The 12,228-nt window shown below is 64.0% G+C and carries 10 protein-coding genes; 9 read left to right on the forward strand and 1 reads right to left on the reverse strand.

From position 1 onward, the window contains the following. The first annotated feature begins 66 nt into the window (after positions 1 to 66). The 9 genes from FXB40_RS16650 to FXB40_RS16690 all read left to right on the forward strand — a co-directional run bounded on the left by FXB40_RS16650 (position 67) and on the right by FXB40_RS16690 (position 10,872). Entirely contained in the window at positions 67 to 1,686 is a 1,620-nt protein-coding gene (locus FXB40_RS16650) for an ABC transporter substrate-binding protein (protein ID WP_148773268.1), read from the forward strand. Positions 1,687 to 1,738: 52 nt separating this feature from the next. Then, the gene (locus tag FXB40_RS16655; protein WP_430647511.1) at positions 1,739 to 2,749 is read left to right on the forward strand and encodes an ABC transporter permease; all 1,011 of its coding nucleotides are present in this window, start codon (positions 1,739 to 1,741) and stop codon (positions 2,747 to 2,749) included. Next, positions 2,746 to 3,594, forward strand: coding sequence for an ABC transporter permease (locus FXB40_RS16660; RefSeq protein ID WP_148773270.1), 849 nt, complete (start codon positions 2,746 to 2,748; stop codon positions 3,592 to 3,594). Before FXB40_RS16655 ends, FXB40_RS16660 begins: the two co-directional genes overlap by 4 nt. Further along, positions 3,591 to 5,261: a nickel ABC transporter ATP-binding protein NikE gene (gene nikE / locus FXB40_RS16665; protein WP_148773271.1), complete on the forward strand. Its 1,671-nt coding sequence runs from the start codon at positions 3,591 to 3,593 to the stop codon at positions 5,259 to 5,261. The genes FXB40_RS16660 and nikE overlap by 4 nt, the downstream gene beginning before the upstream one ends. Before the next feature lie 141 nt (positions 5,262 to 5,402). Further along, positions 5,403 to 7,007: an ABC transporter substrate-binding protein gene (locus FXB40_RS16670; RefSeq protein ID WP_148773272.1), complete on the forward strand. Its 1,605-nt coding sequence runs from the start codon at positions 5,403 to 5,405 to the stop codon at positions 7,005 to 7,007. A 17-nt stretch (positions 7,008 to 7,024) separates the two neighbouring features. Continuing rightward, positions 7,025 to 7,966 (forward strand): ABC transporter permease, encoded by a 942-nt coding sequence (locus tag FXB40_RS16675; protein WP_148773273.1) that lies wholly within the window; start codon positions 7,025 to 7,027, stop codon positions 7,964 to 7,966. Next, the gene (locus FXB40_RS16680) at positions 7,963 to 8,886 is read left to right on the forward strand and encodes an ABC transporter permease (protein WP_148773274.1); all 924 of its coding nucleotides are present in this window, start codon (positions 7,963 to 7,965) and stop codon (positions 8,884 to 8,886) included. The genes FXB40_RS16675 and FXB40_RS16680 overlap by 4 nt, the downstream gene beginning before the upstream one ends. Before the next feature lie 19 nt (positions 8,887 to 8,905). Further along, entirely contained in the window at positions 8,906 to 9,895 is a 990-nt protein-coding gene (locus FXB40_RS16685) for an ABC transporter ATP-binding protein (RefSeq protein WP_187436929.1), read from the forward strand. Further along, positions 9,892 to 10,872: an ABC transporter ATP-binding protein gene (locus FXB40_RS16690; protein WP_148773275.1), complete on the forward strand. Its 981-nt coding sequence runs from the start codon at positions 9,892 to 9,894 to the stop codon at positions 10,870 to 10,872. Before FXB40_RS16685 ends, FXB40_RS16690 begins: the two co-directional genes overlap by 4 nt. Positions 10,873 to 10,879: 7 nt before the next feature. On the opposite strand, the gene aptA is transcribed toward FXB40_RS16690, so the two are convergent. Then, on the reverse strand, positions 10,880 to 12,220 hold the full coding sequence (gene aptA / locus FXB40_RS16695) for an omega-aminotransferase AptA (RefSeq protein ID WP_148773276.1): 1,341 nt from the start codon (positions 12,218 to 12,220) through the stop codon (positions 10,880 to 10,882). Between the last annotated feature and the right edge of the window lie 8 nt (positions 12,221 to 12,228).

Raw genomic sequence — 12,228 nt, forward strand, 5'->3', positions numbered from 1 at the left:
GCGCGCAACTTGCTTCTTTCTTGACCTGCCTTGCTGGTGTTTCGCTCGAAAATCTAGGGAAAACGAATGCGTTTTGTGTCTTTGAGGCCCGCGACCTATGTCCTCGCCACCACTGCGCTGTTGCTTATCGCGACGGCGCCGTCGCAAGCGCAAACCAGGGCGGAGACGTTGCGTTATGTGACCGGCGCATCCGTCAACACGCTCGATCCCAACATCCCCGGCTCGACCCGGGAATCCTTCGCGCTGAGCATGAGCACCTATGATCGGCTGGTCGCGTTCGGCCGCAAGCAGCTCAACGGCAAATGGGTGTTCGATCTCGACACGATTACGGGCGAACTCGCCGAATCCTACGACGTCAGCCCCGACGGGTTGAAGCTGACGTTTCACCTGCGCAAGGACGCAAAGTTCCAGGACGGCTCGCCTGTGACGGCCGAGGACGTAAAATGGTCGCTCGATCGCTGTGTCACCGCGCCGGTCCTCGGTAAGGCCCAGCTGCTGACGGGCTCGATGACCTCGGCCGATCAGTTCAAGGTGATCGATCCCCTCACCGTCGAGGTGACGCTGCCAAAGCCCGACAAGCTCGCGCTGCCCAATCTCGCGACCGTCTATCCCGTGATCATCAATTCGAAAGTAGCGAAGGAGCACGCGAGCGCGGATGATCCCTGGGCCACGGCTTGGCTGAAGGAGCACACCGCCGGTAGCGGTGCCTATGTGATCGAAACATTCAAGCCCGGCGAGCAGGTGATCATCAAGCGTAACGAAGACTGGAACCGTGGCTCGCCCGGCAAGCCCGCGTTCTTCAAGCGCGTGATCGTGCAGTCGGTGCCGGAGCCGGCGACCCGCGCCAACCTGGTCGAGCGCGGCGATGCCGACATCGTCGTCGATCTCCAGGCCAGCGACGTCCAATCGCTCGAGGCCAAGGGCAAGCTCAAGGTGGTCTCGACGCCGCAATACAATGCGATCACCTTCGTCTCGATGAACAACCAGATCCCGCCCTTCGACAACGTCAATGTCCGCCGCGCCATCGCTTTCGCGCTGCCCTATGACGACATGTTCAAAGCCGCCCTGTTCGGGCGCGGCGCGCCCCTGTTCGGCGCGACCTGGCCGGACGGCAAACCGGCGAACGGGATTTATCCTTACCAGCAACCGGTGAAGCTCGATCTCGACAAGGCCAGGGAATATCTCAAGGTCGCCGGTTTCCCCGAGGGCTTCTCGACCACCTTCAGCTTCAACGTCGGCCAGTCCTCGACCGCGGAGCCGATGGCGGCGCTGGTGAAGGAGTCGCTCGGCAAGATCGGGATCAAGGTCGACATCCAGAAGCTGCCGGATGCGCAGATGTCGACGCTGATCAACGAGAAGAAGCTTCCCTTCTACATTGAAGGCATCGTAGCCTGGCTGCCGTCGACCGATTACTTCTACCGCAACTTCTACACCGGCAATCAGCGCTGGAATTATAGCTCGATCAACAACTCCGAGCTGGTGGCGATCGCGCAGGAAGCCCGGTTCGAGCCGGATAAGGCGAAGTACGAGGAGGACGGCCGCAAGCTCAACGCCATCCATAACAGCGAGATGCCGCAGATCATGCTGTGGCAACCGAACCAGGACGCGGTGATGGCGTCGTCGATCGAGGGCTACACCTACGAGTTCCATCGGCAGGTCGATTATCGCGACGTCAGCCGCAAGTGATGTCGGCAAACGGGAAGGACGCTACAAGGTGACGGGCGGTCTTGGTGCAACGATGGTGCGGGCGGGCAGGCGACTGTTGTCGTCCCTGCCGGCGCTGTTCGGCGTACTGGTCTTCACCTTCCTCCTGATGCGCGTCCTGCCCGGCGATCCTGCGGTGTTCTTCGCCTCGGGGCCCAATGCGGGCAAGGAGGAGATCGAGCAGATCCGCAAGCAGATGGGGCTCAACAAGCCGGTGCCGGAGCAGCTCGTCTACTATCTCTCCGACATCGGCCACGGCAATCTCGGCCGCTCCATGATGACGGGGCAGCCGGTGCTGAAAGATTTGCGCGAGCGGCTGCCGGCGTCCCTCGAGCTGACGTTCACCGCCCTCCTGATCGCGCTGATCGCGGCGGTGCCGCTCGGCGTCGTCGCGGCGCTGCGGCCTGGATCGATCGTCGATCACGGCGTACGGCTGTTCTGCGCGCTCGGCGTCTGCGTGCCGACCTTCGTGTCGGGGTTGCTGCTGATCTATGTCTTCTATTATCTGCTCGGGCTTGCGCCTGATCCGACCGGGCGGATCGATGTCTTTACCTCGCTGCCGCCGCAGCGGACCGGCTTCCTGTCGATCGATTTCTTGCTCGCCGGCGATGTCGAAGGCTGGTGGGCCGCCTGCAAGCAGCTGATCCTGCCGGCGGTGAGCATGGCGCTGTTCGTGATCGCGCCGCTGGCGCGGATCACGCGGGCCTCGATGCTGGTGTCGCTCGGCAGCGATTTCGTGCGCACCGCGCGCTCGGTCGGGCTGTCGTGGCACAAAGTGGTTGTTACTTATGCATTGAGGAACGCCATCCTGCCCGTCATTACCATCGCCGGCATCGTGTTCTCGACCATGCTGGGCGCGAATGTGCTGGTGGAGAAGGTGTTCTCCTGGCCGGGCGTCGCCTCCTACGCGCTCGATGCGCTGTTGTCCTCCGACTATGCGCCGGTGCAGGGTTTCGTGCTGCTGATGGCCAGCCTGTTCGTGCTAGTCAATCTCCTGGTCGACGTCTGCTACGGCATCGCCGATCCCAGGGTGTCCGTCGAATGACAAGCGCCACTCTTCGCCATTCGGTCTGGATCCTGCGCGGCAACCCGCTCACCGCCGTCGCGGCGGCCGGCGTTGCGTTGTTCGTCCTGGTCGTGATTTTCGGACCGTGGATTGTGCCCTACGATCCCGTGGTCTCGAATGTCTCGGAAGCACTGCAGCCGCCAAGCGCGGTGCATTTGGCCGGTACCGATCAGCTCGGCCGCGACGTGTTCAGCCGCCTCGTCATCGCGGCACGGCTTGATCTGGCCATCGCGGTCTCCGCGGTTGGCATCTCCTTCGTGATCGGCGCGGTCCTGGGCGCGTTCTGCGGCTATGCAGGTGGCAGGCTGGATCGGGGCGTCGGCCGATTCGTCGACGTGATGATGGCCTTTCCGCTGTTCGTGCTGGCGATGGCGATGGTGGCAGCGCTCGGAAACAGGATCGAGAACATCGTGATTGCCACCGCGATCATCAATCTTCCCTTCTACATCCGCTTCGCACGCGCCGAGGTGAATGTCCGCCGCAATGTCGGCTGGGTCGAGGCGGCGCGCGCCTGCGGCGAGAGCCATTTCTCCGTGGTGCTGCGCTTCCTGCTGCCAAATATCCTGCCGGCGATGGCGGTGCAGATCTCGCTCAATCTCGGCTGGGCCATTCTGAATGCGGCTGGCCTGTCCTTCATCGGTCTCGGGGTCAAGCCGCCGACGCCGGAATGGGGCATCATGGTTGCCGAAGGTGCGCGCTTCATCTCGACGGGACGCTGGTGGCTGGTGGCCTTCCCGGGCCTTGCACTGATGATGGCGGTGCTGTGCTTCAACCTTCTCGGCGACGGGATGCGGGATATTCTCGATCCCCGCATGCGCACATGAGCGAGGAGTTGCTCAAGATCGACGACCTCCACGTCGCGTTCTCGACGCGGCGCGGCATGGTCGAGGCTGTCCGCGGCGTTACGCTCGCGGTCCAATCCGGCGAGATGCTTGGCCTCGTCGGCGAGAGCGGGTCGGGCAAGTCGGTCACGGGCTTTGCGACGACGCGGCTCTTGGACGCGGCCGGTCGCGTCATTGGCGGCAAGATCCTGTTTCGTGGTCAGGACGTGACGAAGCTCAGGGGTGACGACCTCCGTCAGCTCCAGGGCGCCGCGATGTCGATGATCTTCCAGAACCCGCGGGCGGCGCTCAATCCGATCCGGACCATCGGCCTGCAGATCGCGGACGCCATCCTCACCCACAAGCGGATCTCGAAGGAGGCTGCACGCGCCGAGGCGCTGGATCTGTTGCGCGCCGTCCAGATCCGTGATCCCGAAGCGCGGATGAGCGCCTATCCGCACGAGCTGTCCGGCGGCATGTGCCAGCGCGTCATGATCGCAATCGCGATCTCCTGCAATCCGTCGCTCTTGATTGCTGACGAACCGACCACCGGGCTCGACGTCACCACGCAGAAGGTGGTGATGGATCTCCTGGCGGACATAGCAGCCGCGCGTGGCATGGCGACGATCCTGATCACCCACGATCTCGGGCTTGCGGCCCGCTATTGCCGCCGCATCGCGGTGATGGAGCGCGGCCGTATCGTCGAGGAAGCAGATCCCAGGAGACTCTTCAGCGCGCCGCAGCACGCCTATACCAGGCGCCTGGTTGCGGCGTCGCCGACCGCGACCTCCCGGATAGAGGATCTCGTGACGGAAGAGGAGCGGGAGGCTTACGCGGCGGTCGTGAGCAAGCCAAGGACGGAGGTCGCGCATGGCACCCCGCCGCTTCTTGAGGTACGCAAACTCGCCAAACGCTTCGATCAAGGTTCGGCGGCGGTTGCCGACTTCTCCATGACCATGGCCGGCGGCGAGAGCGTCGGGCTGGTCGGCGAATCCGGCTCCGGCAAGAGCACGACGTCGCGGATGATCTGTCGCCTGATCGATCCGAGCGAAGGCGACATTGTGTTCGATGGCCAGTCGATCGGCCACATCGCGTCGCGCGACTTCCACGGCTCTCCCTTCCGCAAAGATATCCAGATGGTCTTCCAGGACCCGAACGAAAGCCTTAACCCGCGCTACTCTGCCTTTGACTGCATCGCGCATCCCCTGATGCGGCTCGACGGCATGCGTGCGGGCGATGCGCTGCGCAAGCGGGTGGAAGAGTGCGCGCAACGGGTCGGGTTGCCGCTGGATCTGCTGCCGCGCTTCCCGCATCAGCTCTCGGGCGGCCAGAAGGCCCGCGTTGGCATCGCCCGCGCCATTGCCTGCCGGCCGCGGCTGCTGGTGCTGGACGAGCCGACTGCAGCGCTCGACGTCTCCGTGCAGGCGGTGGTGCTGCAATTGCTCGACCGTTTGCGGCGCGAGAACGACATCGCGCTGTTGTTCGTCAGTCACGATCTCAACGTGGTGCGCATGTTGTGCGACCGCACCATCGTGCTGCGAAACGGCGGCATCGTGGAGCAGGGCGAAAGCCGGGCCTTGTTCGATAACCCGAAGACCGACTACACCCGCAAGCTGGTCGAGGCGATCCCGCATATTCAGACCGGGCCGGTGCTGGCGGTCGCTCTTTGACATCTGGACTAGCCAGAAAGTCGATGAGAACCCGCTGGCGGACACGCGGTTACTGGCATACCATTTGCACGCTAATGGGCTCGGTTTCATTTACCGTTGGCCAATGAACGGCCGGTATCAGGGCATTACTGGGAGGATTTCATGGATCGCAGGACCGTATTGAAGGGACTTGCTGGCGCGGGCGGTCTGGCATTGTCGGGTGGCCTCTCGGCGCCTGCGATCGCGCAAGGCGCCTCGGCCCGGACCCTGCGCTTCGTGCCGCAGGCCAATCTCGCCAATTTCGATCCGATCTGGGGCACGCAATATGTCGTGCGCAATGCGGCCGCGATGGTCTGGGACACGCTCTATGGCATCGATTCCTCGTTCCAGCCGCAGCGGCAGATGGTCGAGTCCGAGGAAGTGACCGACGATGGCACGACCTGGACGTTCAAGCTGCGATCGGGGCTCAAATTCCACGACGGCGAGCCGGTGCTGAGCAAGGACGTCGTTGCGAGCCTCAATCGCTGGGCGGTGCGCGATCCGATGGGCCTGATGATCAAGGCGAACCAGCAGGAGCTCACGGCCGTCGACGACCGCACCTTCAAATGGGTGCTGAAGCAGCCGTTCCCGAAGCTGCTCTTCGCGCTCGGCAAGAACAACGCGCCGGTTGCCTTCATCATGCCGGAGCGCATTGCGCAGACCGACCCGTTCAAGCAAATCTCGGATTATATCGGTTCCGGTCCGCTGAAGTTCGCCAAGGGCGAGTGGGTCCCCGGCGCGAAAGCCGTGTTCGAGAAATTCGCGGACTACGTGCCGCGGCAGGAGAAGCCATCCTGGCTGGCCGGCGGCAAGCAGGTGATGGTCGATCGCGTCGAGTGGGTGATCATGCCGGATCCGGCAACCGCGGCGGCCGCGTTGCAGAATGGCGAGATCGACTGGTGGGAGAACCCGATCGCCGATCTCGTCCCGGTTCTGAAGAAGAACAAGAACATCAGCGTCGATATCGGCGATCCCCTCGGCAATATCGGCTCGTTCCGCATGAATTTCCTGTATCCGCCATTCAACGACGTCAAGGCGCGGCGCGCGGTGATGATGGCGCTCAGCCAGGAAGACTACATGCGCGCAATCGTCGGCGACGACAATTCGCTTTGGAAGTCGCTGCCCAGCTTCTTCACGCCGGATACGCCGCTGTACACCGAAGTGGGTGGCGATATCCTGAAGGGTAAGCGCGATCTCGATGCCGCCAAGAAACTGCTCGCCGAGAGCGGCTATTCCGGCCAGCCGGTGACCTGCCTCGTCGCGCAGGACCAGCCGATCACCAAGGCAATGGGCGACGTGACTGCGGATCTTCTGAAGAAGCTTGGCATGAACGTCGACTTCGTGGCGACCGATTGGGGCACGGTCGGCGCGCGTCGTGCGGTGAAGGCGCCGCCGGGACAAGGCGGCTGGAACATGTTCCACACCTGGCACGCGGGCGCGGATTGCGTCAATCCTGCGCCCTACACGGCCATTCGCGCCACCGGCGACAAGGCGTGGTTCGGCTGGCCCACCAGTCCGGCCACCGAAAAGGAGGTCACCTCGTGGTTCGAAGCTAAGAACATTGACGAGGAGAAGGCCGCCATCGGTCGTCTCAACACGGCGGCGATGGATGACGTCGTCTACGCTCCGACCGGCTTCTTCCTGGGCTACACCGCGTGGCGCAAGAACGTATCCGGTGTTGCCAAGGGACCTGTGCCCTTGTTCTGGGGCGTATCGAAGTCCGCATGATCCTGCACTGAGGCCAGATGCTCCCCTATATCCTCCGGCGCATCGTCTCCACCTTGCCGGTGATGGCGATTGTTGCACTGTTCGTGTTCAGCCTGCTCTACATCGCGCCGGGTGATCCCGCCGTGGTGATTGCGGGCGACCAGGCAAGCCCGGAGGATGTAGAGCGTATCCGCCAGAGCCTCGGCCTCGATCGGCCCTTCCTGATTCAGTTCGGAAGCTGGGTCTGGCGCATCCTGCACGGCGATCTCGGCACCTCGATCTTCACCAACCTTCCGGTCTCCACGATGATCGGGCAGCGCCTCGGTCCGACGCTGTCGCTGATGTGTGTCACGCTTCTGCTCACGATCGCCGTCGCGGTGCCGTTGGGGGTGGTCGCGGCTTGGAAGGCGGGAAGCTTCATCGATCGCGCCATCATGGCGTTCGCCGTGTTTGGATTCTCGCTGCCGGTCTTCGTTGTCGGCTATGTCCTTGCATACGTCTTCGCGCTGGAGCTCGAATGGCTTCCGGTGCAGGGCTACACGCCGCTCACGGAGGGTTTTTGGCCGTGGCTGCAAAACCTGATCCTGCCGGCGATCGCGCTCGGCTGTGTCTACATCGCGCTGGTCGCGCGCATCACCCGCGCCACCATGCTCGAGGTCTTGCAGCAGGACTATATCCGCACCGCGCGCGCCAAGGGGATGGGGCAGGGCGGCATCCTGTTCATCCACGCCTTGAAGAACGCGGCAGTGCCGATCGTGACCGTGATCGGGATCGGCATCGCGCTGCTGATCGGCGGCGCGGTCGTGACGGAAAGCGTGTTCGCGATCCCCGGCCTCGGCCGTCTCACGATCGATGCGATCCTGCGCCGCGACTATCCGGTTATTCAGGGCATCGTGCTGCTGTTCAGCTTCGTCTACGTCCTCGTCAATCTGATGATCGACGTCACCTACACGCTCGTTGACCCGAGGATCCGCTATTGACCGATACGACCGTCAGCCCGCTCGCGCTGCCTCCGGGTCTCGTCCTCGCGCCTCAATTGCCCGAGATTCTTCGGCCCGTTGTGATCCGGCGTGGCATCATCGGCTTTTTGCGCGGCCATCCGACGGTCGCGATCGGCGGCGCGCTGCTGTTGACACTCGTTCTGATTGCGATCTTCGCACCGTATCTCTGGACAGTCGATCCGACCGCGCTCGCGCCCGCCAAGCGCACCCGCGCGCCGTCGGCCGCTTTCTGGTTTGGCTCCGACGTGCTTGGCCGCGACATCTATTCGCGCGTGCTCTTTGGTGCACGGGTTTCGCTCACGGTCGGACTATCCGTTGCGATCTTTGCCTCCGCCGTCGGGCTTGCCATTGGCATCGTCTCCGGTTTCATTCGCTGGGCCGATGGCATCCTGATGCGCTTCATGGACGGGTTGATGTCGATCCCGCCGATCCTGCTGGCGATCGCGCTGATGGCCCTGACGCGCGGCAGCGTCGGCAACGTCATTCTGGCGATCACCATCGCCGAGATCCCGCGCGTCTCGCGCCTCGTCCGCAGCGTCGTGCTGTCGCTGCGCGAGCAGCCCTATGTCGATGCGGCGGTGGCCTGCGGCACACGCACGCCGATGATCATCCTGCGCCATATCCTGCCCAACACGCTCGCGCCGATGCTGGTCCAGGCGACCTACATCTGCGCCAGTGCCATGATCACGGAGGCGATCCTGTCCTTTATCGGCGCCGGGACGCCGCCGACCATTCCGTCCTGGGGCAACATCATGGCCGAAGGCCGCGCCCTGTGGCAGGTCAAGCCTTACATCGTGTTTTTCCCGGCGGCGTTCCTGTCCGTCACCGTGCTCGCCGTCAACCTGCTCGGTGATGGTCTTCGTGATGCGCTTGATCCGCGCATGGCCAAGAGCCTCTGATGCTGCGGAGCTGATCGCGATGGCGTTGCTCGAAGTCGAGAACCTTCAAACCCACTTCCGGACGCCCAGCGGCATCAACCGCGCGGTCGATGGCGTGTCGTTCCATGTCAACGAAGGCGAGACGCTCGCCATCGTCGGCGAGTCCGGCTGCGGCAAGTCGGTGACATCGATGTCCCTGATGCGGCTGATCCCCGAGCCGCCGGGCAGGATCGCGGGCGCCATCCGCTTCGCGGGCAAGGATCTCCTGAAGCTCTCGGATCGCGAGATGCGCGCCATCCGCGGCAACGATATCTCGATGATCTTTCAGGAACCGATGACGAGCCTCAATCCGGTGCTGACGGTCGGTCGCCAGATCCGCGAGACGCTGATGATCCATCAGGGTCTGGACCAGCAGGCCGCCGAAGCGCATGCAATCGAAATGCTGACGCTGGTCGGTATTCCCGAGCCGAAGCGGCGCGTGCGCGAATATCCGCACCAGCTCTCCGGCGGCATGCGCCAGCGCGTGATGATCGCGATCGCGCTGGCCTGCAATCCAAAACTTCTGATTGCGGACGAGCCGACGACCGCGCTCGACGTGACAATCCAGGCGCAGATCCTTAAGCTGATGCTGGACCTGAAAAGCCGCGTGGGTGCGGCGATCATTCTGATCACCCACGATCTCGGCGTGGTCGCCGAGATCGCCGAGCGCGTTATGGTGATGTATGCGGGCCGCAAGGTCGAGGAGGCGCCGGTGGCCGAGCTGTTTCGTTCGCCGCGTCATCCCTATACGCAGGGCCTGCTTGGCGCGGTGCCGAGGCTCGGCTCCTCGCTGACCGGCGCCGCGAGGCGGCTTGCCGAAATTCCCGGACAGGTGCCCGATCTGCGCAAGCCCATCACCGGCTGCGTCTTTGCCGGCCGCTGCGCGCTGGCGACCGATCTCTGCCGGCAATATGCGCCGGGGCTTGAAGAGAAGGCGCCTCGCCATATCGCCGCCTGCCACTACTCCGCCAAGGGGGCAATCGCGGCATGAGTCCTCCGCTGCTCCAGGTCAACGACCTCAAGAAGCACTTTCCGGTCAATAGGGGTCTCTTCGGCCGCAAGTCCGAATGGGTCTATGCGGTCGACGGCGTGTCCTTCGAGATTGCACGCGGCGAGACACTGTCGCTGGTCGGCGAGTCCGGCTGCGGCAAGTCGACGGTCGGCCGCGCCATCCTGCGGCTGTTCGATGTGACGTCCGGGCAGGTGATCCTCGACGGCCAGCGCATCGACGACGCGCATCCGAGCACGATGCGCCAGCTGCGGCAACGCATGCAGGTGGTGTTCCAGGATCCGTTTTCGAGCCTCAATCCCCGCATGCGCGTGCGCGACATCCTGGCCGAGCCGATCCGCAATTTCGGCCTCGCCAAATCTGCAGCCGATCTCGAGACGCGCGTGACGGCGCTGATGGACACGGTGCGTCTCCCGCGGGAGGCGCTCAACCGCAGGCCGCACGAATTCTCCGGCGGCCAGCGTCAGCGCATCGGCATTGCACGGGCGCTCGCAGCGGAACCCGAACTGATCGTCTGCGACGAGGCGGTCTCTGCGCTCGACGTCTCGGTCAAGGCGCAAATCGTCAATTTGTTGCAGGATCTTCAGCGCGAGTTTGGCCTAGCGCTGCTGTTCATCAGCCATGATCTTGCCATCGTCGAGCATATGACCCATCGCGTCGCGGTCATGTATCTCGGCAAGATCGTCGAGGTGGCGCCGCGCCGGGAGATCTTTGCTGCGCCAAGACACCCCTACACCAAAGCGCTGCTTTCGGCGGTCCCGTTGCCGGAGCCCGGTGCGCAGCGCAATCCCATCATCCTCGGCGGCGACGTGCCGAGTCCGATCAATCCGCCGAGCGGATGCCGCTTCCACACCCGCTGCCCCTACGTGTTCGATCGTTGCCGGACGGAAGAGCCGCAGCTTCGTTCGGCCGAGGGCGAGCAATGGGTGGCCTGCCACCTCGATGCGCTGCCGGCGTGATAAATAACTAGCCGATGCTGCCCAGCGCCCGGCGGATGGCGACAAAGATGTCGCCGATCTGCTCCTCGGTGATGATCAGCGGCGGTGAGATCAACAGCGTGTCGCCGCTGCCACGGATCAGGATGCCATCCTCGTAGCAGCGGCCGGCGCATTCGGCGCCGCGTGCACCCGGTGCGCCCTCGCGTGGCTTCAGGTCGATCGCGGCCAGCAATCCGATGTTGCGGATATCGATGACGTGGGGCAGGTCGCGCAAGCCATGCGCATGGGTTTCCCACACCGGCGCGAGGCGGTGTGCGCGCTCGAACAGGCCGAGGTCCTGGTACACGTCGAGTGCGGCAAGGCCGGCCGCGCAGGCGAGCGGGTGGGCCGAATAAGTATAGCCGTGGAACAGCTCGATGGTGTTCTCCGGCCCCTGCATCAGCGCGTCATAGACCTTGCCGCTGGCGATGACGCCGCCCATTGGCACCGCGGCGTTGGTCATGGCCTTGGCACAGGTGATGAGATCAGGCGTCACGCCGAACGCATTGGCACCGAAGGCTGCGCCCAGGCGGCCGAACCCGGTGATCACCTCATCGAAGATCAGCAAAATGCCGTGTTGGTCGCAGATCTGGCGTAGCCGTTCGAGATAGCCGACGGGCGGCGGCAGCACGCCACCGGATCCGGTCACGGGCTCGACGATGACAGCGGCAACGGTACTGGGATCATGGAGCTGCAGCAGCTTTGCGAGCTCGTCGGCAAAATGCGCGCCCCATTGCGGCTGTCCACGGGAGAACGCCGCGTGCTCGGGATCATGCGTATGCGGGAGGTGGTCGACCTCCGGCAGCAGCGGACCGAAATCCCGGCGATGGCGGACGATGCCGCTGACCGAGAGGCCGCCCCAGCCCATGCCATGATAGGCCTTGGCGCGTGAGATGAAGCGAATGCGGCTGGCCTCGCCGCGGGCGCGGTGATAGCCGCGCGCGATCTTCAGCGCGGTGTCGACCGATTCCGAACCTGAGTTGGTGAAGAAGACATGGTCGAGCCCTGCGGGCGCAATCTCGGTGATGCGCCGCGCGAGCTCGAAGGCCGCCGGATGGCTCATCTGGAACGAGGAGACGAAATCGAGTTTTGCGGCTTGTGCCTGGATAGCCTCGACGATCCGTCGCTGGCCGTGGCCCGCGTTCACGCACCACAGCCCGGCCATTCCGTCGAGAATCCGTCGACCGTCATCGGTGAGGTAATGCATGCCTTCAGCGCCGACGAAGATGCGCGGCTTGGATTTGAATTGCCGGTTCGGCGTCATCGGCAGCCAGAACGGCTCCATGGCCTCGCGGGTGAGGGGGCTGTTGGAGGAAGTGAGCGCACTCATTGGGTATG

Source organism: Bradyrhizobium rifense (assembly GCF_008123425.1).
In the GTDB taxonomy this organism is placed as follows: domain Bacteria; phylum Pseudomonadota; class Alphaproteobacteria; order Rhizobiales; family Xanthobacteraceae; genus Bradyrhizobium; species Bradyrhizobium rifense.

Excerpts from the sequence above, each read along its gene's own strand:
- FXB40_RS16685 (WP_187436929.1), top strand. The coding sequence starts at position 8,906 with ATGGCGTTGCTCGAAGTCGAGAACCTTCAAACCCACTTCCGGACGCCC.
- FXB40_RS16650 (WP_148773268.1), top strand. The coding sequence starts at position 67 with ATGCGTTTTGTGTCTTTGAGGCCCGCGACCTATGTCCTCGCCACCACT.
- nikE (WP_148773271.1), top strand. The coding sequence starts at position 3,591 with ATGAGCGAGGAGTTGCTCAAGATCGACGACCTCCACGTCGCGTTCTCG.
- FXB40_RS16670 (WP_148773272.1), top strand. The coding sequence starts at position 5,403 with ATGGATCGCAGGACCGTATTGAAGGGACTTGCTGGCGCGGGCGGTCTG.
- FXB40_RS16660 (WP_148773270.1), top strand. The coding sequence starts at position 2,746 with ATGACAAGCGCCACTCTTCGCCATTCGGTCTGGATCCTGCGCGGCAAC.
- aptA (WP_148773276.1), bottom strand. The coding sequence starts at position 12,220 with ATGAGTGCGCTCACTTCCTCCAACAGCCCCCTCACCCGCGAGGCCATG.
- FXB40_RS16675 (WP_148773273.1), top strand. The coding sequence starts at position 7,025 with ATGCTCCCCTATATCCTCCGGCGCATCGTCTCCACCTTGCCGGTGATG.
- FXB40_RS16655 (WP_430647511.1), top strand. The coding sequence starts at position 1,739 with ATGGTGCGGGCGGGCAGGCGACTGTTGTCGTCCCTGCCGGCGCTGTTC.
- FXB40_RS16690 (WP_148773275.1), top strand. The coding sequence starts at position 9,892 with ATGAGTCCTCCGCTGCTCCAGGTCAACGACCTCAAGAAGCACTTTCCG.